Origin of the sequence: Xanthobacter versatilis (assembly GCF_043193975.1) — a bacterium.
GTDB classification, from domain to species: Bacteria; Pseudomonadota; Alphaproteobacteria; order Rhizobiales; family Xanthobacteraceae; genus Xanthobacter; species Xanthobacter autotrophicus_E.
The window spans coordinates 635,268-657,443 of record NZ_JBAFVB010000002.1; the positions used below are offsets into that span (position 1 = coordinate 635,268).

A 22,176-nucleotide genomic window follows, 5' to 3' on the forward strand; every position below is an offset into this window, starting at 1 on the left:
GCGCGGGTCGAGTTTCGGCGGAATCGAGGGGCGTTCCCGCCGGATCTTTCGGGACGACCCGGACGGCCTGAAACCGCCCGGCCGGGTCGCGCTCCACTCATGTTCTGGTCCGTGCGGGTCACACCCACCGGCTTCCGTTTCCTTTAACCTGCGCGAAAACCTCAGTGCTGCTGTGCGCGGGCTGCAAGCCTTGCGGCGGTACGGCGCTCGGTGGCGCGCAGGATGAGCACGCGAGTCGGGTCATCGAGCAGCGGACCGGAGGTGGCGTCGCGCAGGTCGGCGCGGGTCACGCCGATGTCGCGCAGCATGCGATCGTCGAGGCCGGCAAGCTCGGCCATGACGCTGCGACGTTCGATGGCGCGGCCGATGGCGCCCGCCGTCTTTGCCACGTTGCCGGCCAGGGAGACGGCCGCCAGGCACAGGGCCGCCAGCATCTCGCCCGCGGGGGCAAAGGCAATCTTCCGGGTTTCACCATGAACGCTCATCTTCATCTCCATTGCCGGGGTGGGGATCGCGGACAGTCCTTTCGTGGGTCCCAGGGGCTCCTCGAGCCACCCGATTTCGTATCCCGCCGCTTCGGCGCGCCCTTTGTGACCCCCCGGCATGAATCAAGCTAGCGAATGTTTTTCATCTCACGTATCATTCTGCGTGATGAATGCTCCGGAACCGCACCCCATGACGGTGATGCTCGACCCCGACCAGCTGCGCACATTCGTGGCCATTGCCGAGACCGGCAGCTTCACCCGTGCGGCGGAGGTGGTGCACAAGACGCAGTCCGCCGTCTCCATGCAGATGAAGCGCCTGGAGGAGCGCGTGGGCCGCCCGGTGTTCATGCGCGACGGCCGCGCCTCGCGCCTGACCGAGGACGGCGAGCGCCTGCTCGATTATGCCCGGCGCATCGTCAAGCTGAACGTGGAAGCGGTGCTCAGCTTCGCCGATGCCGCCCTGTCGGGGCGGGTCTGCCTGGGGGTGCCGGACGATTACGCCGACCGCTACCTGCCGGACATCATGGCCCGCTTCTCGCGGACCCATCCCTCGGTGGAGCTGACCGTGCTGTGCGAGCCGTCGAGCGAGCTGGTGCAACACATCGCCGCCGGCACCATCGACCTCGCCATCATCACCGCCACCGAGATCACCGCCCGCAACGCCCACGTCATCCGCCGCGAGCGGCTTTTGTGGGTGTCCTCGGCGCGGCACAGCGTGCATCTGGAGACGCCGGTGCCGCTGGCGCTGGGCCGGACCACCTGCCAGTGGCGCGATATCGCCGTCTCCCGGCTGGTCGGGGCGGGGCGCAGCCACCGCATCCTCTACACCAGCCCCAACAGCGGCGCGGTGGCGGCGGCGGTGCTGGCTGGTCTCGCGGTCTCGGTGCTGCCGGAATCGGCGCTGCGCACCGGCATGCGCGTGCTCGGCAGCGCCGACGGCTATCCGCCCCTACCCCCCTGCGACATCGGCCTGCTGCGCAATCGCCACGAGCCGTCGCTGCTGGCGGACGCGCTGGCCCAGCACATCGTGCAGGGCCTCGACAACCTCACGGATGCTGAAGCGGCGCAGTGACGCCACTCACGCCGCGCCGCCCTCACACGCTCTCGGCGTAGCGCTCGTAGGCAACCTCGACGGTGAGGATGTGGGCGCGCATGGCGGCGGCGGCCTCGGCCTTGTCGCCACGCAGGATGGCGGTGACCACCCGGTCGTGCTCCTCATAGGAGCGCGCCAGCCGCCCCAGGGTGCGGAACTGGGCGCGGCGGAACGGCTGCAGCCGGGCCCGGGTCGCCAGCGTCAGCTCGGCCAGGTAATCATTGTGGGAGCCGGCATAGAGCGTGGTGTGGAAACGCTCGTTGAGCACCGTATAGCCGCCCTCGTCGCCGCGCCGGGTCAGGTCCGCAAGCTCGGCATGGGTGGCTTCCAGCCCGGCCCGTTCGGCCGCCGTCATATGGACCGCGCACAGGCCGGCGCACAGGGCCTCCAGCTCCGCCATCACGTCGAACATGCCGCGCAGCCGCTCCAGCGAGGGCTGGGCCACAAGGGCGCTGCGATGGGGCCGCGCCTCGACCAGGCCAGAGGCGGCAAGGTCGCGCAGCGCCTCGCGCACCGGGGTGCGGGACACCCCGTAGCGCTTGGCGATCTCCACCTCCTCCAGCGGCGTGCCCGGGGCAAGGCGGCCGCGCACGATGTCGTCGGCGATCTGGAGGCGCAGCTCTTCGGTCCGCGTCACCGGCCGGCCGGCGGCACGACGCCTGCGGGGGCGCGAAGCGGATGCGGGAGCCTTGAGCGGCTGCGGCGGATGCAGGGTCATGACATATTAAACTACCTGGATTCGACGGCGGCGCGAATTCCGGTGAAGTCCTGACGGGGAAGGAACCGGAGCATGCCCCGTCCCCTCCCCCGCCGTGAGCGCCGCGCCCCTGCCCCGGCGCGGGGGAACCGGGAAAGAGGCGGGGCTTAGAGCCGGATCCGCCGGGATTGAAGCAATCCAGGCGGTGAAGCCGTCTCTAAACTGGCAAATGGGGCACGCGCACGAACGAGCGTTTCATGCCGCGCCCTCCTCCGCGATCACCGACACATGGGCGGCCACCACGCGCCAGCCCTGCGGAAAACGCACCCAGCTCTGCTGCTGCCGCCCGATGCGCCCCGGCGCGTTCTCGCGGCGGAACAGGGTGGAGGCCACCGCGAAATCGTGCCCGTAGGTGGTGATGACGGTCTGCGCCAGCGTGCGCGCGAGCCCCACCGGCGAGCGGGCGCGGCGGAATTCGCGGATGGCGTCCATGCCGTAGAGGTTCTCACCACCGCCGTAGCGGATGGTGCGGCCATCGTCGTGGAACAGCGCTTCGAGGGTGGCCACATCATTGTTCACCAGCGCCGCCTCGTAGCAGGCGAACGCGTCCTCGACCTCGGCCTTCACCTGCGGAATATCGATCTCCACCAAGCTCTCCCGCTCAAAGTGAGGCCACTGGCGCGGCGGCGACGCCGGCCCGTTCCAACGTCGCCGCAACGCGCAACGCCAGATCCTCCCGCCACGGCGGGGCGATGACCTGGACCGCCAGCGGCAGCTCGGGCGCGTCGCCCGCATCCACCCGCACCGGCACCGCCACCACCGGCAGGCCGATGAAGGAGATGGGCTGGGTGAACAGGCCCATGTTGGGCCGCACCAGCATCTCCTCGCCGTCGAGCACGAAGGTCTTCTGCCCCAGCTTCGGCGCCCGGCTGGGGGTGGCGGGGGCGAGCAGCACGTCGTGGGTCTGGAACAGCTTCATCATCTCGCCATGGAAATGGCGGCGGAAGCGCTGGGCCGCATCCACCCAGGAGGCGGGAATGGCAAGGCCGGCGAACAGGCGGTCGCGCACGGCCGGATCGAAATCCTCGGCGCGGGCGGCAAGGCGCCGGGCATGAAGGCTTGCCCCCTCCGCCGCCGTTATGATGAAGGCCGAGGCGCGGGCACGGGCGGCGTCGGGAATGTCCACCACGTCGGTGACGCCGAGGCTGGCGGCCACGTGGTCTACCGCCGCAAATGCCTCCGGCAGCGCCCGCGAGCGGAACCAGCCGCCGGCGATGGCGATGTTGAGGCCGTCAGCCCCCTGCCCGATGAGCCCGGAGACCGGCTCGAACGGGCGCGGCGTCTGGCCCGGGTCGCGCGCATCCTCGCCCTGCATGGCGTCGTAGAAGGCGGCAAGGTCCTCCACCGAGCGGCCCAGCGGGCCGAGATGGTCCAGCGCCGTCACGAAGGGAAAGCTGCCGCCGCGCGTCAGGCGGCCATAGGTGGGCTTCAGCCCGAACGTACCGCACAGGGAGGACGGCACGCGGATGGAGCCGTTGGTGTCGGAGCCGAGCGCGATGGGCACTAGCCCCGCCGCCACCGCCGCGCCCGAGCCGCCGGACGAACCACCCGTCATGCGGGTGAGGTCGTGGGGGTTGCGCGAGGCGCCGTCATGGACATTCTCGCCGGTGAAGTCATAGGCGTATTCGCCCATGTTGAGCGCGCCCACCAGCACCGCGTCGGCAGCTTCCAGCTTCGCGATCAGGGTGGCGTCGCCATCCGCCGGGCTGAGGTCGCGGTTGATCTTCGAGCCAGCGCGGGTGGGCAGGCCCTTCACGTCGAACAGGTTCTTCACCGAGAAGGGCGCGCCGGCGAGGGGCCCCAGCGGGGCGCCGGCGGCGCGGCGGGCATCGATGCGGTCGGCGCTTGCGCGGGCGCGCTCGGCGGTCACGTCGGTGAAGGCGTTCACCTTGGGGTCGACGGCGGCGATGCGCGCCAGGGTCGCCTCGACCACCGCGCGTGCAGTGACGGCGCCGGAGGCGACGGCCGTCGCGATCTCGGCGGCGGTGGCAGTGGCAAGGCTTGTGGCGTCGGCGGTGGCATTTATCGGGGCGTTGATCGGGGCGTTCATGGACACGGCCTCAGGGGCGATAGACGGGGGCCGGCTCCTCGGCATCGCCGAGGTCGAGGCTGCGCACCAGGGTCGCCGCATCGGCGATGGCGCGCAGGTAGGACAGCGCCTCGGCGCGCCATTCCGGGCGCGGGGCGATGGCGTGGGCGCTGAGCGCACCGTCGAGCAGATGCTCCAGCGCCGCATCCTCCACCCGTGGGAGTTCGAGTTCGTTGCTCATGGGGGCCTCAGACCGGAGGATGGGGAATGGCGGCGATCAGCTCGCGGGTATAGGCGTCCTTGGGGGCGTCGAGCACCTGCTGGGAGCTGCCCTCCTCGACGATCCGCCCCTGCCGCATGACGATGACCCGGTCGCACAGCAGGCCCACCACGTGCAAATCGTGGGACACGAACAGGTAGCTCATGCCGAGGCGCTGTTTCAGCTCTTCCAGCAGGTTGAGCACCACCGCCTGGACCGACACGTCGAGGGCGGCGGTAGGCTCGTCGAGGATGACGAGGTCGGGGTCAAGCGCGATGGCCCGGGCGATGCCGATGCGCGCCTTCTGCCCGCCCGACAACTGGTGGGGGAAGCGCTCCAGGAGGTTCTGCGGCAGGCCGACCATCTCGGCCAGCTCCGCCACGCGGGCGCGCAGCTTGGCCCCGCCGGACATGCCACCCATGCGCAGCAGTGGATCGGCGATGGCGCGCTCCGCCGTGTAGCGGGGATTGAGGCTCTCGGTGGGGTCCTGGAACACCATCTGGATGCGCCCGCGCAGGGGATGGTGGGCGAAATCCTTCGCCGGGACGGCGCTGATGTCCTCGCCGTCAAAGGTGATCTTCCCCGCCGTGGGATCGATGAGGCGCATGACGATGGTGGAGGTGGTGGACTTGCCGCAGCCGCTCTCGCCCACGAGGCCGACGCTCTCGCCCTTCCTCACCTCGAAGGAGATGCCGTCCACCGCGCGGAAGATGCGCTCCTCCGGCGGAGCCTTCTTGCCCAGGAGGCCGGACAGGAACGCCGAGGGCGCGCCCTGGCGGGGATATTCCTTCAGCAGGTTTTCCACCTTGAGGAGGGGGACGGCGGATGCTCCGTGTCCCGCATGCGGGAGGGGGCTGGCGCTCGGGCCAGATACCGTGGCCGGGGTGGAGACATTCGCCGCCACCCTGCCCTCCCCCGCAGGCGGGAGAGGGTCCGGCTCTTCCGGCAGAAGATCCTTCAGCGTGATACCGGGGCGGGGCGTCGCACGCATCAGCTTGCGGGTGTAGGGGTGCTGGGGATCGCGGAAGATGCGCTCGGCCGGCGCGGTTTCCACCACCCTGCCCTTCTCCATCACCATCACCGTGTCGCAATAGGCGGCGGCAAGGCCCAGGTCGTGGGTGATGAGGAGGGTGGACATGCCGCGCTCGCGCGTCAGCTCGGTGACGAGGTCCATCACCGCCTTCTGGGTGGTCACGTCAAGGCCGGTGGTGGGCTCGTCGGCGATCATCAGCTGCGGCCGGCAGGCCAGCGCCAGCGCGATGACGATGCGCTGGCACATGCCGCCCGACAGCTCGAACGGATAGGCGTGGTAGCGCTCCTCGGGCCGGGCGATGCGCACCTGCTTGAGGATGTCGATCACCTTTTCCTTCACGTTGCGGGCGTCGGCCTGCACATGCTGGAGCAGCACGTCGCCGATCTGCCGGCCCACCGTGCGGATGGGGTTCAGCGCCGCGCGCGGGTTCTGGAAGATCATGGACATCTCGCGCCCGCGCAGGTCGCGCATGGCGCTTTCCGGGGCGTGGGCCACGTCCAACCCCGAGAAGGTGATGGAGCCTTCCGCGATGCGCCCGGCCCGGTCGAGGATGCGCATGACCGTGTAGGAGGTCACCGACTTGCCCGAGCCGCTCTCGCCGACGATGCCGAGGGTCTCGCCCTTGGCGAGGGTGAGGTTGACCTGGCTCACCGCCGTCACCACGCCGCGGCGGGTGGCGAATTCCACGGTGAGGTCGCGCACCTCCAGCAGCGGACCGCTGGGGGCTTCGGAGGTCTTGGCGGCCTGCGCCGTCACGTCCACGATGCCGTGCATGATCGCCTCCCTCAGGTGCGACGCTGGGGGTCGACGATGTCGCGCAGACCGTCACCCAGCAGGTTGAAGCAGAACACCGCGAACATGAGCGCGAGGCCGGGGAACAGGGCGATCCACCATTCGCCGGAGACGATGTAGGCCGCGCCTTCCGCCACCATGATCCCCCATTCCGGGGTGGGCGGGCGCACGCCGAGACCGATGAAGGAGAGGCCCGCCGCGTTGAGGATGGCGTAGCCCATGGTGAGCGACATCTGCACCATCATGATGGGCATGATGTTGGGCAGGATGGTCGTGAGCAGGATGCGCCATTCCGAATTGCCGGTAAGGCGCGCCGCCTGCACGAAGCCGGCCTGCCGGCGGATGGCGGCTTCCGAGCGGGCCACGCGCACATAGAGCGGGAAGTTGATGATGGCGGTGGCGATGACGATGTTGGTCACCGTGTTGCCCAGCGCCGCCACGATGCCCATGGCCAGCACGAACAGCGGGAAGGCCATGATGGTATCGGAGATGCGGCCGATGATGCGGTCGGTCCAGCCGCCGAAGAAGCCCGAGGCGATGCCGGCGATGCCACCGGCCGCGAACACCAGCGCCACCGAGAACACGGCGATGGCCATGTCGAGCCGGGTGGCGACGATGACGCGGGAGAAGATATCCCGCCCCAGGTTGTCGGTGCCGAACCAGTGGGCGGCGGAGGGCGCCTGCAGCGCTGCCGCCGTATCGCTGGCGAGGGGATCGTAGGGCACGATGAACGGCCCCAGCAGCGCGCACACCACCAGCACCAGGAACATGCCGAAGGCGATGCCGGTGACCGGGTTGTCGGAGATGACGTAGCGCGCGTGGGCGAGCGTCGCGGCAAGGCCGCGGGGGGCGGGGGTATCGGCCGTGGCGAGGGTCATGCTTCGCTCCGCGCGCGGGGGTCGATGATGCCGTAGGCGATATCGATCAGGAGGTTGAGGACCACGTAGAGGATCGCCATGGCGAGCACGAAGCCCTGCACCGGCGCGTAGTCGGAGGTGATGAGCGCCTCCACCGCGTAGGAGCCGATGCCGGGCCAGGCGAACACCTTCTCCACCAGCACGTTGGCGCCGAGCAGGAAGGAAAACACCATGCCCAGCGTGGTCACCACCGGCAGCATGGCGTTGCGGAACGCGTAGGTGATGATCACCGTGGTATCGGTCAGCCCCGCCGCCCGCGCCGTGCGCACGAACTCGGAGGACAAGACCGACAGCATGGAGGCGCGCGTCATGCGGGCGATGGGCGCCAGCGCGAAGATGGCGAGCGTGATGGCCGGCACCGCAAGCTGCGCCAGCGCGGCGCGGAAGGTCTCGAAGTCCCGCGCGATCAGGCTGTCGATGAGATAGAAGCCGGTGACGGTCTCGGGCGCCGAGAAGAACACGTCGAGCCGCCCCAGCGGCGCCGGGGCCCAGCCGAGCTTGAAGTAGAACACATAGACCAGCAGCAGGCCGGTGAAGAACACCGGCAGCGACACGCCCGCCGTGGTGATGAGCCGGCAGGCATGATCCACCCAGGACCCCTGCTTCACCGCCGCCATGATGCCGAACGGCACTGCGATGGCCAGCGCCAGCACCAGCCCCGCCAGCGTCAGCTCGGCGGAGGCCGGAAGCCGCGCGGAAATCTCCGCCGCCACCGGCTGTCCGGTGGAAAGCGAGCTTCCCAGATCCCCCTTCGCCAGCGCCGAGACATAGTCCACGAACTGCGCCGGCAGCGGCTTATCGAGGCCGAGCTTGGTGCGGATCTCGGCGATGGATTCGGCCGTGGCCGCGGGGCCGGCGAAATAGGCCGCGGTGTCACCCGGCAGCACCCGCGTGAGCATGAAGGTGACGATCACCACGCCGATGAGGCTCGGCACGGCGGTGGCAAGACGACTGCCTATGAGCTTCAGCATGGTGTCTCCTGTTGTCCGAAGGCCGGGGCCGCCTGTTGTCCCAGGGCGGGAACCGCCCATGGCCCCGCCGGCCTTTCTCCCAAAACGTCTCACCCCGTCATGCCCCGGCTTGACCGGGGCATCCACGCCGGGCCGAAAAAGCACCCGGCGTCAAAGCACACCCGGTTTCCGGCGGCCGGCCCGGCCGCTCCGTGGATCCCCCGGTCAAGCCGGGGGATGGCGGGCGGTTGAAAACCCGACCACACGCTCCGGTCCGGTCGCGCCGGCCCGGTGTGCGTGGAATCCTCACCCCTTCTGGAAAGCGCGATAGTCGAGACGGCGGTGGAACCAGTATTCGTAGCCGGTGATGTTCTTCTGCATCGCCACGTTCACATAGGGCTGGTAGAGCGGGATGCGCGGCACGTCGGCGAAGGCGAGGTCCACCATGCCCTTCACGTCCGCATCATAGGCCGCCTTGTCGCCGTTGGCGGCGGCGGCACGGGCGCCGTCGATGAAGGCATCCATGGCCGCCGACTGGTAGCTCATGGTGTTGAAGATCGAATTGTTGCCGTGGTAGCACCAGAAGAAGAAGTATTCGGGATAGTCCAGCCAACCCGAGAACACGTTGGTGAACAGCGGCAGCACCTTCTTCGTCAGCTCGGTGCGCCAGTTGGCGCCGGGGATCTTGTTGATGGTGGTCTTGATGCCGATCTGCGCCAGGTTTTCCTGCAGCAGCACGCACAGCGGCTCGTTCACGCCGGCGAAGCCGAGGTCGAAGGACAGCGTCGTCTCCAGCCCGTCGGGATAGCCCGCCTCGGCCAGCAATTGCTTGGCCTTGGCGAGGTCGGTGACGAACTTGGTGGGCTGCGGCCACTTGACCTGGGTCTGCGCATCCGCCGGGGCGCCGAACATGGGCTTGGCGAGGCCGAACAGGGCGGCGTCCATGATCTTCTGGTAGGGGATGGCGTAGGCGATGGCCTGGCGCACCTTCAGATTGTCGAAGGGCGGGTTCTTCACGTTCATGCCGATGTACTGGACACCGTTGGAATAGGGCACCGACGTGATGTTCAGCTTGCCGGCCTGCTTCAGCTCCACGAAATCCTTGTTGGGCAGGTCGTAGGAGATGTCGGCGTCGCCGCGCTCCAGCAGCGCCCGGCGGTTGCCGGCGGAGGGCACCATGCGCCAGATCACGCGCTTGATCTTGGGCAGCGGGCCGCCCTTCCAGTCCTCGAAGCGCTCGAAGATCACCTCGGTGCCGGGGGTCCACTTGGTGACGCGATAGGCGCCGGAGCCGGCGGTGTTCTGCTTGGTGTATTCGAGGCCCCAGGGGTCCTTTTCGGTGGCGTTCTTCTGCACCAGCCCGGAATTGATGACGCAGGGCACGATCACGGCGAGATCGGGGATGGTGAGGCGGTCCTTGCGGATGAAGTCCACGCGCACCGTGTGGTCATCCACCACCACGAACTGCTCGGGCTTCTCCAGCGAGCCGGCCTTCATCTGGAAGGTGGGGAAGCCGCCCACGGAGACGGCGCGGTCCAGCGACCACTTCACGTCCTTGGCGGTGACCGGGGTGCCGTCCTGGAAGGTGGCGTTCTTCTTCAGCTTGAAGGTCACCGACATGTCGCCGATGTTCATGTCCTCGGCGAGCTCGCCCTTCAGCTTGTCGCGGTCGTAGTAGCGGACCCCGTCCTTCTCGGTCATCTCGTGGGTGATGAGGCGGTCGTAGGTGTTCCAGCTCGCCTCATAGCCCGGCACGTTGGTGCCGACGCCATGGATGTCGAGGTTGTTGGGGCCGCTCTCGGACACGATCAGCAGCGTCTCGTTGCGCGCCTGCGCCTGTGCCGAGGAGAAGACCGCCGGGGCGGCGACACCGGTTCCGGTGGCAACGGCGGTGGCAGACGCAGACTTCACGAATTCGCGGCGGTTCATCGGACGGCATCCCCAATGGTGACTGTCGCCCATTCCCATTCAAGCTGCATGCCAATTGCATACAAAAATGTGATTTCTATTTAATATCAATAATATGGTCCAGTTCACGAATGGGTTCAGAGCCGTCGCAAACGCGCTTATATGCACAATAATTACGCACGATTGCGCCAATTGCATGCAATCTGACTGCTGACAGTTCCGCCCCGTCTCCCCGCCTTCAGGCGGCGGGGAGGTCCTCGGGGCGCGCGGCGCGCCATGCGGCCATCTGCCGACGGTATCTCAGGGTGGATACGGGCAGCAAAGCGAGGTAGATGATCGAGCACACCGAGAGCACGATCCAGGGATAGCTCGCCAGCAGCGCAAAAAAGATCGCCACCGCCACGAAAAGCGGCAGCACCATGTCCCGCCGCACCCGCCGCCCCAGGGTCTTGCCCGACCAGGCCGGCACGGTGGAGATCATGAGGAAGCCGATGGCCAGGCAATAGAGCAGCGCGATGGGCGCGCTCACCCCGCCATGGGGCACGCCGATCAGCTCCAGATAGATGGGCAGCAGCACGGTGATGGCCCCCGCCGGCGCCGGGATGCCGGTGAAGAAGTCACCGGCGAACGGCGGCTTGTGGGGATCATCCAGCATCACGTTGAAGCGGGCGAGGCGCAGCGCCGCGCAGATGGCATAGGCGAGCGCGGCGATCCAGCCCACGGAGCCGGTCTCCTTCAGCCCCCAGAAATAGAGCATCAGCGCCGGCACGCAGCCGAAATTCACGAAGTCGGCGAGGCTGTCCAGTTCGGCGCCGAAGCGCGACGTGCCCTTCAGCGCCCGGGCGAGGCGACCGTCGATGCCATCAAGCAAGGCCGCGAAGACGATGGCGGCCAGCGCCAGCTCGATGCGTTCCTCGATAGCGAGGCGCACCGCCGTCAGGCCGGAGCACAGGGCCAGCAGCGTCACCAGATTGGGCAACAGCACCCGCAGCGGCACCCGGCCGAGGCGGCCGAAGCGGGGGCGCGGCCGGCCTTCCGGATCGAACGGGGGAAAGGGCGTTTCCATCAGCTCACCCGGTAGGCCGTCTCGCGCGGCTGCTGGGCGGAGAGATCGCACAGAACCGTCTCGCCGGCCACCGTCAGCTGGCCTTCGGACACCAAAACCCGCGTGCCCACCGGCAGATAGACATCCACCCGGGAGCCGAAGCGGATCAGGCCGAAGCGCTCGCCGACGCCGATCGATTCGCCCTCCCGCACGAAGGAGACGATGCGGCGGGCGATGAGGCCGGCGATCTGCACCACGCCCACGCGGCACAGGGGCGTCGAGATCACGAGGCCGTTGCGCTCATTGTCCTCGCTCGCCTTGTCCAGGTCGGCGTTGAGGAACAGGCCGGGCTTGTAGGCGAGGCGCTCGATGCGGCCGGTCACCGGGGCCCGGTTCACGTGCACGTTGAACACGTTCATGAAGATGGAGACGCGCAGCAGCGGCTCGTCGGACAGGTCCAGCTCCCGCGGCGGCCGGGCGAGACCCACCTGGGAGATGCGCCCGTCGGCCGGCGCCACCACCAGCCCGTCGCGCACCGGCGTCACCCTCGGCGGATCGCGGAAGAACAGGGCGGTCCAGATGGCCAGCCCCACCCCGATCATACCGAGGAAGGTGGAGAAGACCATGAGCCCGAGCGCGATCACCACTGCGATGGCGATGAAGGGGTAGCCTTCCCGATGGATGGGGACCAGCGACTTGCGGATGGATGTAACGACGGACAACACGGCCTCCAGAGCGCCGCACCGGCGCCGAACCGGGCAAGAGGTAGTGAGGGCGCGGCCAGCCGTCAAATGCGGCCCGCCGCCACCTCGTCGTGGCCCGCCGCCCCGCTCGCCCGCCGGAAGGCGCCGGGGCTCTGCGCCGTCCATTTGCGGAAAGCGCGATGGAAGGCGCTGGGCTCGGAGAAGCCCAGCTCCGCCGCGATCTCGCCCACCGGCTTCGCCCCCTCCCGCAGCAGCGCCTCGGCCAGCACCCGGCGCAGTTCGTCCTTGATGTCGCGATAGGTCTGGCCCTCGTCGGCAAGGCGCCGGCGCAGGGTGGAGGCGGGAAGCCGCAGTTGCCGGGCGAGGTCTTCAAAGCCGGGCCAGGCGGTGGCCGGCAAAGCGCGCAGGCGGGCTTTCACGCGCGCGGCGAGGCCCTGGTCGTGCCGGTAGCGCACCAGAATGTTGGCCGGCGCCCCGCGCAGGAACTCCTTCAACGCCCGTTCGCCGCGGGTCGTCGGCAAGGTGAGGAAGGCGGCATCGAAGGCGAGCCGGCTGTGCGGCTGGTCGAACCGCACCGGCGCGCCGAAGAACAGGCGATAGTCGGCGCCATGCTCCGGCGGGCCGCAGCGGAAATCCACCTGCCGCAGCGGGATGCGCCGGCCCACCAGCCAGCAGGTGATGCCGTGGACGATGATCCAGTAGGTGCGATAGGCGAAGGCCGAGCGCGCGGCACCGGTGTCCTTCAGCACGATGGCGGCGAGCCCGTCCGCCACCTGAAGCTCGCCTTCGGGATCGTCCAGCACCACCTTCAGGAAGCGCAGCGCGCGCCGCAGGGCCTGCTCCAGCGTCGCGGCGCCCATGAGCGCGTGACACAACAGCGTGAAGCTGCCCGGCCGCATGGGCCGGCCGCCGAGGCCGAAGAATTCGTCGTCCAGCGCCTGCGAAACGGCCAGCCACAGGGCGCCATACTGCTCGGCGGAGACCGCGTCCCCGAACGGCACGGCAAGCCCCGCCTGCGCCAGCACCGGCGCGGGATCGATGCCGCGCCGGACAAGACAGTCCAGCGCGTCGTCCACGAAGCCGGCGGAAATCATGCGCCGTTCCAGGGCGAGGCTCCTACATGGCAAAACCGCTCATCAATTTAGATCGATTGCGCCATCGAATGCCACTTCGCCATTCGCTAGATGAGACGACAACCGGCCTTGCGAACCGGAACGGCCGCAAGAGCCCATAGAAGCCATCACGGGGAGGACCTCATGAAGATCGACGGTCGCGTCTTTATCGTCACCGGCGCGGGCTCCGGCCTTGGCGCGGCGGTGTCGCGCATGCTGGTGGGCGAAGGCGCGCGGGTGGTGATCGTGGACATCAATGCCGAGGCCGGCAGCGCCGTCGCCGCCGAGCTGGGCGACAGCGCCCGGTTCCAGCGCGCGGACGTGACCAGCGAAGCCGACGGCCTCGCCGCCGTGGCGCTGGCCCGCGAGGCCTTCGGCCATGTTCATGGGCTGGTGAATTGCGCCGGCGTCGCCCCCGGCGAGAAGGTGGTGGGCCGCGAGGGTCCTCACCGGCTCGACAGCTTCGCGCGGGCCGTGGGCATCAACCTCATCGGCACCTTCAACATGCTGCGCCTTGCCGCCGACGCCATCGTGAAGGAAGAGCCCGACGCCGAGGGCGAGCGCGGAGTCATCATCAACACCGCCTCCATCGCCGCCTTCGATGGCCAGATCGGCCAGGCCGCCTATGCCGCCTCCAAGGGCGGCGTCGCGGCGCTCACCCTGCCGGTGGCGCGGGAGCTGGCGCGCTTCGGGGTGCGGGTCGTCACCATCGCGCCGGGCATCTTCGAGACGCCCATGATGGCAGGCCTGCCGCAGGACGTGCAGGATTCCCTGGGCAAGACCGTGCCCTTCCCGCCCCGGCTCGGCCGGCCGCCGGAATATGCCGCCCTCGTCAGACACATCTGCGAGAACACCATGCTCAACGGCGAGGTCATCCGCCTCGACGGCGCCCTGCGCATGCCGCCCCGCTGACCCAGAAGGAGGATCCCATGACCAACCGCACGGAAGATCCCATCGTCATCGTCGGCGCCGCCCGCACCCCCATGGGCGGGTTCCAGGGCGACTTCAAGGATGTGGCCGCCCCCGTCCTCGGCTCAACCGCCATCGCGGCGGCGCTGGCCCGCGCCGGCCTTGCGCCGGAAGCGGTGGACGAGGTGGTGTTCGGCTGCGTTCTGCCCGCCGGACAGGGCCAGGCCCCCGCCCGCCAGGCGGCGCTGGGCGCCGGCCTGCCGCTCTCCACCGGCGCCACCACCGTCAACAAGATGTGCGGCTCCGGCATGAAGGCTGCCATGTTCGCCCATGACCTGCTGCTGGCCGGCTCCGCCGAGGTGGCGGTGGCCGGCGGCATGGAGAGCATGAGCAACGCCCCCTACCTGCTCGACCGCGCCCGCGCCGGCTATCGCATGGGCCACGGCCGGGTGCTCGACCACATGTTCCTCGACGGGCTGGAGGACGCCTACGAGAAGGGCCGCCTCATGGGCACCTTCGCCGAGGATTGCGCCGAGGCCTACCAGTTCACCCGCGAGTCGCAGGACGCCTTCGCCATCGCCTCCCTGAGCAAGGCGCAGAAGGCCATGGCGGACGGCGCCTTCGACGCCGAGATCACCCCAGTCACTGTGAAGGCCGGCAAGGCCGAGCGCGTGGTCAACGCCGACGAGCAGCCGCCCAAGGCCAAGCTCGACAAGATCCCCACCCTCAAGCCCGCCTTCCGCGACGGCGGCACGGTGACGGCGGCCAATTCCTCCTCCATCTCGGACGGCGCGGCGGCGCTCGTGCTGATGCGCCGGTCGCAGGCGGAAGCGCGCGGGCTCACCCCCCTCGCCACCATCGTCGGCCACGCCACCCACGCCCAGGCGCCGAACCTGTTCGCCACCGCTCCCGTCGGCGCGGTGCGCAAGCTCTCCGAGCGCACCGGCTGGGCGTTGACGGACGTGGACCTGTTCGAGATCAACGAGGCGTTCGCCGTGGTGCCCATGGCCGCCATCCACGACCTCGGCCTGCCGGCGGACAAGGTGAACATCCACGGCGGCGCCTGCGCGCTGGGCCACCCCATCGGCGCCTCGGGCGCGCGGGTGATGGTGACGCTGCTGGCCGCGCTGCAGAGACACGGCCTGAAGCGCGGCATCGCCTCCCTGTGCATCGGCGGCGGCGAGGCTACGGCGGTGGCACTGGAACTGGCGCACTGAGGCTGGCACGGGAAGGCATCTCAAATAGGCGCCATTCCCTCTGCCCACACAGGACCGCTCCCTCTCCCGCCTGCGGGGGAGGGTTGGGGTGGGGGCAGAGGCGCCGGGGAAGAACACCAAGGGCGGGAATGCGGAGAGGGCCTGCCCCACCCTGCCCACCCCGCAAGCGGGAGAGGGTCCGCCGGCTCTGAGCGACGCGCACCGTGTCTTCGACCCTACGCCTGCTCCTCTCGCGCAGGTGGGGCGAGAGAACACCACCATCAAAACAAAAACCCGGAGGAAACACGCCCATGATCCTCACCGAGACCCAGACCGAGATCCGTGACGCAGTGCGGGCCTTCGCCTCGGCGCGCCTCGCCCCCGGCGCCGCCGCCCGCGACCGGGAGCACCGCTTTCCCCGCGACGAGCTGACCGAGATGGGGGCGCTGGGCTTCCTCGGCATGCTGGTGCCGGAGGCCCTGGGCGGCGCGGCGACCGATCTTGTCTCCTACGCCCTTGCGCTGGAAGAGATCGCGGCGGCGGACGGGGCCTGCTCCACCATCGTGGCGGTGCATTCCTCCGTGGGCTGCATGCCCATCGTGAAGTTCGGCACGGAAGACCAGAAGCAGCGCTTCCTGCCGAAGCTTGCCTCCGGCGAATGGATCGGCGGCTTCGCCCTCACCGAGCCGCAGGCCGGCTCGGATGCTGCCAACCTGAAGACCCGCGCCCGGCGCGACGGCGACCATTACATCCTCTCCGGCGCCAAGCAGTTCATCACCTCGGGCAAGAACGGCAATGTGGTCATCGTCTTCGCCGTGACCGATCCGGACGCCGGCAAGAAGGGCATCTCCGCCTTCATCGTGCCCACCGACACCCCCGGCTATGAGGTGGTGCGCGTGGAGGAGAAGCTGGGCCAGCATTCCTCCGACACCTGCCAGCTCGCCTTCAACGACATGCGCCTTCCCGCCGACCTGCGCCTCGGCGCCGAGGGCGAGGGGCTGAAGATCGCCCTGTCGAATCTCGAGGGCGGGCGTATCGGCATCGCCTCCCAATGCGTGGGCATGGCGCGAGCGGCGTTCGAGGCAGCGAAGAGCTATGCCAGCGAGCGCGTCACCTTCGGCAAGCCCATCATGGAGCACCAGGCGGTGGCCTTCCGCCTCGCCGACATGGCGACGCGCATCGCGGCGGCGCGGCACATGGTGCTGCATGCGGCGGCGCTGCGCGAGGCCGGCCAACCCTGCCTCACCGAAGCCTCCATGGCCAAGCTGTTCGCTTCCGAGATGGCCGAGCAGGTGTGCTCCGCCGCCATCCAGATCCACGGCGGCTACGGCTATCTCGCCGACTTCCCGGTGGAGCGCATCTATCGCGACGTGCGGGTGTGCCAGATCTATGAGGGCACCAGCGACGTGCAGCGCATCGTCATCGCCCGGGGGCTGTAAGCGGCTTCGCCGGGGCTGTGACCGGCCGCGCCTCAGCTCAGCTCAGCGCGGCACAGCTGCCTTGTCGTCGGCGGCGGCATGCAGGCCCGACGCCTTCTGGGCGAAAAACTGATTGATGCCCGCCACCACCGATTCGGCGATGCGTCCGCGACCATCCGGCGAGGTGAGCAGCTTCAGGTCCTCCTTGCTGGACATGTAGCCGATCTCCACCAGCACCGAGGGCACGTCATGGGCGCGCAGCACCCGGAAGCCCGCGGATTTCAGCGGCGAACGGTGAAAGCGCACCGTGCTCTTCATGGCGCCCACCAGGGAGCGGGCGAGCAGGGCCGAGAAATTGCGTGTCTCGCGCTGGGCGAGGTCCACCAGGATGCCCGCCACCTCGTCGGTCTCGTCGGAGAGGTCGACACCGGCGATGAGGTCGGCCTTGTTCTCCTTTTCCGCGAGATGGGCAGCGTCCGCGTCGCTCGCCGTCTCGGCGAGGGTGTAGACGCTGGCACCCCGCGCCTGCCCCTCGCCGCGGGCCAGCGCATCGGCGTGGAAGGACACGAACAGGTCGGCGCGGTGGGCCCGGGCAATACGCACCCGCTCTCCCAGCGGCACGAAGGTGTCGGTGGAACGCGTCATCACCACCCGATAGGCGCCGGAGCGCTCCAGAAGCTCGCGCACGGCGAGCGCGGTCTCCAGCACCACATTCTTCTCGGCGAAGGCCGAATAGCCCGTGGTGCCCGAATCGATGCCGCCATGGCCGGGATCGAGCACCACCACCGGGCGCGTGTCGCCGGCCTCCGGCGGCACGATGGGGGTCGCGGGCAGTGCCGTGCGCTGGGCGGCAGAGCGCGCCGCCGTGCGGGCGAAGGTATCGGGATCAGTCTTCACCAGGTCCACCACGAGGCGGGCGGGCTGGTCGTCCACGGGATCGAGCACGAAGGCCTTGTCGATGGCCACCGGCCCGGTCACCTCCAGCACCATGCGTGCCTTGCCCGGCGCGAACACGCCGAAACGGTATGCAGACACCAATCCGCGCTTCAGCTGGTTCGACTCAGGCCGCAGCGCGAAGGCGACCTCCGGCAAATCGAGGATCACCCGATAGGGCTCGGCCAGGGTGAAGGCGTGAAATTCCACCGCGCGATCGAGGTCGATCACAAGGCGCGTGCGCTGTGCGTCGCCCGCAAGCCGGGCATCGCTGGCGGTGGCGGGGCCGCCAGCGGCCGGCGGGGCCGCACTGGGCTGGGCCTGCGCCGGCGGATCGGCCTCCCCGGCGCGGGCCGGCGGGGGAGCCAGGCATGACGCGACCGCGAGCACGCCCAGAAAAAAGGCACCGCAAACCGCGTGCAAACCGCTGCGGCGCCTTGCCCCGCCCGCCATGGGGGCGCGGGCCGGCCTGCAGCCGGATTCCGGGCACGGCAGGAAGCGCGGGTCCCGGCGCAGGTCCAGACGCAGCTTCATCGGCACCCCATCTTTGCGCGATCGCAGGATCGAGCCCACGATCGGGCCAGTGAAGGACGGCAGGCTTAAGGCGGCGTCCGTAAACGCCCCGTTGACGAAGCGTTATAGCCTGCTGGAACGAGGAAAGGGACGCATAAACCTTGCCAAGCAGGAAGTTGGGCGGGTAAGAATGGCAGGGTACACAGTTCGCGTTCCGGAACAGGCCTTTCGGCCCCGGCTGCCGCGGCTGCCGCAGGACAGTGTTTCTTCGATCCCGGGCGGGCCGCTGAGCGCGCCGGATGCCCGGAAGTGCGGGAACATTGCCATCGCCGCTGGCGGCTCGACCACTTTCGTGGAGCCCCGCGGTGAGCGCCCCACCGGCGCTCGATGCGACAGCCCCACCGGCCGCCTCAGCTGAAGAGCCGCAAGGGACGATCTGGGGAATCGGGCGAACGTGTGCCGTGGCCGGAACGAGGCGCCCGCCTTTCATCCGGCCTGAACCCTTCATCGAGGAACGGGTAGCCGAGGGCATGGATTTTTCTCCGCACGACAGGCGCGTTATGCGCGCCCCCGTGTGCCCCGACGTCGAGGGTCGTAGCGACACGCCCCGGCGCACCCGCTTCTCCGTTTCGTCCTCACGTCATCACATCCGGCGCCCGAGCGGCCCGGCCGCCCCGCAATGGGGCGCGCCTGGGCGGCTGTCGCGGACCTTTGCCCGCGGCGCCGTGAAGAGAGAATTCCATGGCCAACAAGATGCTCATCGATGCGACCCACCCGGAGGAAACCCGGGTGGTGGTCGTGCGCGGGAACAGGGTCGAAGAGTTCGACTATGAGTCTGCGTCCCGCAAGCAGTTGCGGGGCAACATCTATCTGGCGAAGGTGACGCGCGTGGAGCCTTCGCTCCAGGCCGCCTTCATCGAATATGGCGGCAACCGCCACGGCTTCCTCGCCTTCAGCGAGATCCATCCCGACTATTACCAGATCCCCGTGGCCGACCGCCTCGCCCTGATCGAGGAGGAGGAGCGCGCCGCCCGCCTCGCTGACGACGAGGCCGAGCTGAAGGACCGCCGCCGCGAACGCGGCCGGGCCCGGCGCTCCAGCTCCGACCGCACCGTGAGCGAGCCCGTCGAGGAGGCCGAGGTGGTCCCCTCCGAGGCAGAGTCTGCCTCCGGCGACGCACCGTCCGGCGTCGAGGCGTCTTCGGATACCGCTGCGACCGAATTCGACGCGGCGCCCCAGGGCGATGCGCCCGAAGCCGGCCAGCCCCAGGCTGAAGCCTCCTCCTGGCAGGACGCTCCCGCCACCGAGAGCGCGCAGCCCGCGCCCGAGCACCACGCACCTGAGCACCACGCCCCCGAGAGCGTGACCGACCTTTTGTCCGCCGCCGAGGCTGCCGAAGCGTCCGCCGAGGTCCGCGAAGCCGAGGTCGAGGCCACTTACGGCACTCCCCTGCCGGCTCCGCAGGAGCAGCACGCCGACGCGAACGCCGACCTGCGCCTGCGCGAGGCCCCCGAGGGCGAGACCCATCCCGCCCCCATCCTCGACATCGAGGAGACCCCCGCCGAGACCCGTCGCACCGAAACCCGCCCCGTCGAGGACGACGAGGATGAGGACGAGGACGACGGGGATGTCGACCAGATCGACGAGGAAGAGGAGATCGAGCATCTCGGCGCCGACGAGGACGCCCTGGAAGAGGTGCCCGAGCGCGCGCCGCAGCGTCGTGCCCGCTCCTACAAGATCCAGGAAGTCATCCGCCGCCGCCAGGTGATGCTGGTGCAGGTGGTGAAGGAAGAGCGCGGCAACAAGGGCGCCGCCCTCACCACCTACCTCTCGCTGGCCGGCCGCTATTCCGTTCTCATGCCCAACACCGCCCGTGGCGGCGGCATTTCCCGCAAGATCACCAACACCGTTGACCGCAAGCGCCTGAAGGAAGTGGTGCAGGACCTGGAGGTGCCGGAGGGGATGGGCATCATCCTGCGCACCGCCGGCGCCAACCGCACCAAGGTGGAGATCAAGCGCGACTTCGAATACCTCCTGCGCTTGTGGGAGACGGTGCGCGAGTTGACCCTGTCCTCGGCCGCGCCGAACCTGGTCTATGAGGAAGGCTCGCTCATCAAGCGCGCCATCCGCGACCTCTACAACAAGGACATCGACGAAGTTCACGTGGCCGGCGAGGAAGGCTATCGCGAGGCCAAGGACTTCATGCGCATGCTCATGCCGAGCCATGCCAAGTGCGTGCTGCCCTATCGCGAGCCGCAGCCCATCTTCGCCCGCTACGGGGTGGAGCAGCAGCTCGACGCCATGTTCTCCCCGGTGGTGCAGCTCAAGAGCGGCGGCTACATCGTCATCAACCCGACGGAGGCCCTGGTCTCCATCGACGTGAACTCGGGCCGCGCCACCCGCGAGCACCATATCGAGGACACCGCGCTCAAGACCAACGTGGAAGCCGCCGAGGAGATCGCCCGCCAGCTGCGCCTGCGCGATCTGGCTGGCCTCATCGTGGTCGACTTCATCGACATGGAGGAGAAGCGCAACAACCGGGCGGTGGAGCGCAAGCTCAAGGATTGCCTGAAGAACGACCGGGCACGCATCCAGATCGGTCGTATCTCGCACTTCGGCCTGCTGGAGATGTCGCGCCAGCGCATCCGCACCGGCGTGCTGGAAAGCTCCATCGAGGTGTGCCCGCACTGCGGCGGCACCGGCCACGTGCGCTCGGCGGCCTCCGTGTCGCTCCAGCTGCTGCGCGCGCTGGAAGAGCAGCTTTTGCGCGCCGCCACCCACAATCTCTACGCCCGCACCCGCACCGAGGTGGCGCTCTATGTGCTCAACCAGAAGCGCGCTCACCTGCGCGAGCTGGAAGAGCGCTTCTCCGTCACCCTGGCCATCGTCGCCGACGAGAGCGTGACCGGCCACCAGCCCTTCATCATCGAGAAGGGCGAGCTGGCCGTGCCGCCGGCCCCCGCGCCGCGTCCCAGCTCGGTGGTGCACCCCGATTCCATCCTGCTTGACGAGGATTACGCCGAGGACGAGGACGAGGAGACGGTGGAGGAGACCGCCGAGGCTGAGGCCGAAGCCGGTCCCGAGGCCGAAGGCGAAAGCGGCGATCGCGCCGATGACGGCAATCGCAAGCGCCGCCGTCGCCGCCGCCGGCGGCGGGGCGAGAAGGACGAGACCCGCGAGGGCAGCGCCGAGGGCGAGGAGGAGGACGACACCTCCGCCGAGGCCCAGGATGGCGACGAGGGCGAAGGCGAGGAGGACGACCGCTCCGAGGAGGAGCGCGCCGCCGATGCCGAACGCACTGACGAGGAAAATGCCGAGCGCCGTCGTCGCCGTCGCGGCCGTCGCGGCGGCCGTCGCAACCGCCGGGAGCGCGAGGGCGAGGGCGACGCCCCGCTCGCAGCCGGTGAGGACGCCGACGAGGCCGACGACACGGATGCCGAAGGCCGGGACGCGGGAGAAGCCGCCCCCGAGTTCGAGGTCCGCATTCCGGTGACCCCGGTGGAGGCCCCCGAAGTCGCGGCCGGGGAGATCCCGTCCGTGCCCGTCCTGTTCACCCCGGCCCCGGTGCCGGCGGTGGTGGAGGCGCCCGAGGCCAAGGTTGCGGAAACGAAGGCTGCCGAGCCGGAAGCCGTCGAACCGGCCAAGCCGCGTCGCCGCTCCACGGTGCGCGAGAAGGCTCCGGTGATCGTCATGGCGGACACCGCCAGGGCATCTACGGTGACCAGCGCTGCGGGCGAGCCTCAGCCGGCGCCGGAGGCTTCCGCTGCGGCGTCCGAAGTCGCGGCTTCAGGCACCACCGAAGTCGCTGGCTCCGAAGTCGCCGGCTCCGAGGTCCCTGCCCCCGAAGCTCCCGCCTCCGAAGCCGCCACCTTCGAGGCACCGGCCCCCGAGGCCGCATCCCCGCCTGCCCCTGCCCCCGCGCCGGCGGCCCCCGCCAGCGAGGAGAGCCCCGCCAGCAAGAAGTCCGGCTGGTGGCAGCGCAAGCTGTTCGGCGGCTGAGGCCAGTCCTTCTGACCAAGGCCTTCTGACCCTTTGAAACCACGCCTCCCGGTCCTCCGGGAGGCGTTTTCGTTTACCGGCGGTACCGGCCGCGTCGCGAAGCGGCCACGTTTGCCCGCCATAG

The 22,176-nt window shown here is 69.3% G+C and carries 18 protein-coding genes; 5 read left to right on the plus strand and 13 right to left on the minus strand.

What is annotated here, in order from left to right; genetic code table 11:
* Positions 1 to 161: 161 nt before the first annotated feature.
* Complete coding sequence (locus V5F66_RS06570) at positions 162 to 485, minus strand: DUF1127 domain-containing protein (protein ID WP_012116622.1); 324 nt, start codon at positions 483 to 485, stop codon at positions 162 to 164.
* 190 nt (positions 486 to 675) lie between these two features.
* Between V5F66_RS06570 and V5F66_RS06575 the strand changes: the two genes are divergently transcribed.
* Positions 676 to 1,557, plus strand: a complete 882-nt coding sequence (locus V5F66_RS06575) for a LysR substrate-binding domain-containing protein (RefSeq protein WP_394005405.1) — start codon at positions 676 to 678, stop codon at positions 1,555 to 1,557.
* Positions 1,558 to 1,579: 22 nt separating this feature from the next.
* On the opposite strand, the gene V5F66_RS06580 is transcribed toward V5F66_RS06575, so the two are convergent.
* The 11 genes from V5F66_RS06580 to V5F66_RS06630 form a co-directional block, all read right to left on the minus strand.
* Positions 1,580 to 2,296, minus strand: a complete 717-nt coding sequence (locus tag V5F66_RS06580) for a GntR family transcriptional regulator (protein ID WP_012116624.1) — start codon at positions 2,294 to 2,296, stop codon at positions 1,580 to 1,582.
* Between the two features lie 234 nt (positions 2,297 to 2,530).
* Positions 2,531 to 2,923: an oxalurate catabolism protein HpxZ gene (hpxZ, locus tag V5F66_RS06585; protein ID WP_394005404.1), complete on the minus strand. Its 393-nt coding sequence runs from the start codon at positions 2,921 to 2,923 to the stop codon at positions 2,531 to 2,533.
* Between the two features lie 13 nt (positions 2,924 to 2,936).
* The gene (locus tag V5F66_RS06590) at positions 2,937 to 4,385 is read right to left on the minus strand and encodes an AtzE family amidohydrolase (protein ID WP_394093498.1); all 1,449 of its coding nucleotides are present in this window, start codon (positions 4,383 to 4,385) and stop codon (positions 2,937 to 2,939) included.
* A gap of 10 nt (positions 4,386 to 4,395) precedes the next feature.
* Positions 4,396 to 4,605: an AtzG-like protein gene (locus V5F66_RS06595; protein WP_041576140.1), complete on the minus strand. Its 210-nt coding sequence runs from the start codon at positions 4,603 to 4,605 to the stop codon at positions 4,396 to 4,398.
* Positions 4,606 to 4,612: 7 nt separating this feature from the next.
* The gene (locus tag V5F66_RS06600) at positions 4,613 to 6,430 is read right to left on the minus strand and encodes a dipeptide ABC transporter ATP-binding protein (RefSeq protein WP_394093499.1); all 1,818 of its coding nucleotides are present in this window, start codon (positions 6,428 to 6,430) and stop codon (positions 4,613 to 4,615) included.
* A gap of 11 nt (positions 6,431 to 6,441) precedes the next feature.
* Positions 6,442 to 7,326: an ABC transporter permease gene (locus V5F66_RS06605; RefSeq protein WP_012116628.1), complete on the minus strand. Its 885-nt coding sequence runs from the start codon at positions 7,324 to 7,326 to the stop codon at positions 6,442 to 6,444.
* Positions 7,323 to 8,336 carry an ABC transporter permease gene (locus V5F66_RS06610; protein ID WP_012116629.1) on the minus strand — a complete coding sequence of 338 codons (1,014 nt, stop codon included), beginning with the start codon at positions 8,334 to 8,336 and terminating at the stop codon, positions 7,323 to 7,325. Before V5F66_RS06610 ends, V5F66_RS06605 begins: the two co-directional genes overlap by 4 nt.
* A 285-nt stretch (positions 8,337 to 8,621) precedes the next feature.
* Complete coding sequence (locus V5F66_RS06615) at positions 8,622 to 10,244, minus strand: ABC transporter substrate-binding protein (protein WP_012116630.1); 1,623 nt, start codon at positions 10,242 to 10,244, stop codon at positions 8,622 to 8,624.
* A 217-nt stretch (positions 10,245 to 10,461) separates the two neighbouring features.
* Entirely contained in the window at positions 10,462 to 11,289 is an 828-nt protein-coding gene (gene pssA / locus V5F66_RS06620; protein WP_012116631.1) for a CDP-diacylglycerol--serine O-phosphatidyltransferase, read from the minus strand.
* A complete protein-coding gene (locus V5F66_RS06625) occupies positions 11,289 to 11,990 on the minus strand; it encodes a phosphatidylserine decarboxylase (RefSeq protein WP_012116632.1) in 702 nt (233 codons plus the stop codon). Before V5F66_RS06625 ends, pssA begins: the two co-directional genes overlap by 1 nt.
* Positions 11,991 to 12,055: 65 nt before the next feature.
* On the minus strand, positions 12,056 to 13,078 hold the full coding sequence (locus V5F66_RS06630) for an AraC family transcriptional regulator (protein ID WP_394053780.1): 1,023 nt from the start codon (positions 13,076 to 13,078) through the stop codon (positions 12,056 to 12,058).
* A gap of 150 nt (positions 13,079 to 13,228) precedes the next feature.
* On the opposite strand from V5F66_RS06630, the gene V5F66_RS06635 reads away from it, so the two are divergent.
* The 3 genes from V5F66_RS06635 (at position 13,229) to V5F66_RS06645 (ending at position 16,628) form a co-directional block, all read left to right on the plus strand.
* Entirely contained in the window at positions 13,229 to 13,996 is a 768-nt protein-coding gene (locus V5F66_RS06635) for a 3-hydroxyacyl-CoA dehydrogenase (protein WP_394053744.1), read from the plus strand.
* Positions 13,997 to 14,013: 17 nt separating this feature from the next.
* Complete coding sequence (locus tag V5F66_RS06640) at positions 14,014 to 15,210, plus strand: acetyl-CoA C-acyltransferase (protein WP_394000542.1); 1,197 nt, start codon at positions 14,014 to 14,016, stop codon at positions 15,208 to 15,210.
* A 290-nt stretch (positions 15,211 to 15,500) separates the two neighbouring features.
* A complete protein-coding gene (locus V5F66_RS06645; RefSeq protein ID WP_394053745.1) occupies positions 15,501 to 16,628 on the plus strand; it encodes an acyl-CoA dehydrogenase family protein in 1,128 nt (375 codons plus the stop codon).
* 42 nt (positions 16,629 to 16,670) lie between these two features.
* On the opposite strand, the gene V5F66_RS06650 is transcribed toward V5F66_RS06645, so the two are convergent.
* Positions 16,671 to 18,074 carry an N-acetylmuramoyl-L-alanine amidase gene (locus tag V5F66_RS06650; protein ID WP_394093500.1) on the minus strand — a complete coding sequence of 468 codons (1,404 nt, stop codon included), beginning with the start codon at positions 18,072 to 18,074 and terminating at the stop codon, positions 16,671 to 16,673.
* 720 nt (positions 18,075 to 18,794) lie between these two features.
* On the opposite strand from V5F66_RS06650, the gene V5F66_RS06655 reads away from it, so the two are divergent.
* Complete coding sequence (locus tag V5F66_RS06655; RefSeq protein WP_394093501.1) at positions 18,795 to 22,052, plus strand: Rne/Rng family ribonuclease; 3,258 nt, start codon at positions 18,795 to 18,797, stop codon at positions 22,050 to 22,052.
* Positions 22,053 to 22,176 lie beyond the last annotated feature (124 nt).

Coding starts and splice junctions, on each gene's coding strand:
- V5F66_RS06570 (WP_012116622.1), bottom strand. CDS start 485: ATGAGCGTTCATGGTGAAACCCGGAAGATTGCCTTTGCCCCCGCGGGC.
- V5F66_RS06575 (WP_394005405.1), top strand. CDS start 676: ATGACGGTGATGCTCGACCCCGACCAGCTGCGCACATTCGTGGCCATT.
- V5F66_RS06580 (WP_012116624.1), bottom strand. CDS start 2,296: ATGACCCTGCATCCGCCGCAGCCGCTCAAGGCTCCCGCATCCGCTTCG.
- V5F66_RS06590 (WP_394093498.1), bottom strand. CDS start 4,385: ATGAACGCCCCGATCAACGCCCCGATAAATGCCACCGCCGACGCCACA.
- V5F66_RS06595 (WP_041576140.1), bottom strand. CDS start 4,605: ATGAGCAACGAACTCGAACTCCCACGGGTGGAGGATGCGGCGCTGGAG.
- V5F66_RS06600 (WP_394093499.1), bottom strand. CDS start 6,430: ATGCACGGCATCGTGGACGTGACGGCGCAGGCCGCCAAGACCTCCGAA.
- V5F66_RS06605 (WP_012116628.1), bottom strand. CDS start 7,326: ATGACCCTCGCCACGGCCGATACCCCCGCCCCCCGCGGCCTTGCCGCG.
- V5F66_RS06610 (WP_012116629.1), bottom strand. CDS start 8,336: ATGCTGAAGCTCATAGGCAGTCGTCTTGCCACCGCCGTGCCGAGCCTC.
- V5F66_RS06615 (WP_012116630.1), bottom strand. CDS start 10,244: ATGAACCGCCGCGAATTCGTGAAGTCTGCGTCTGCCACCGCCGTTGCC.
- pssA (WP_012116631.1), bottom strand. CDS start 11,289: ATGGAAACGCCCTTTCCCCCGTTCGATCCGGAAGGCCGGCCGCGCCCC.
- V5F66_RS06635 (WP_394053744.1), top strand. CDS start 13,229: ATGAAGATCGACGGTCGCGTCTTTATCGTCACCGGCGCGGGCTCCGGC.
- V5F66_RS06640 (WP_394000542.1), top strand. CDS start 14,014: ATGACCAACCGCACGGAAGATCCCATCGTCATCGTCGGCGCCGCCCGC.
- V5F66_RS06645 (WP_394053745.1), top strand. CDS start 15,501: ATGATCCTCACCGAGACCCAGACCGAGATCCGTGACGCAGTGCGGGCC.
- V5F66_RS06650 (WP_394093500.1), bottom strand. CDS start 18,074: ATGAAGCTGCGTCTGGACCTGCGCCGGGACCCGCGCTTCCTGCCGTGC.
- V5F66_RS06655 (WP_394093501.1), top strand. CDS start 18,795: ATGGCCAACAAGATGCTCATCGATGCGACCCACCCGGAGGAAACCCGG.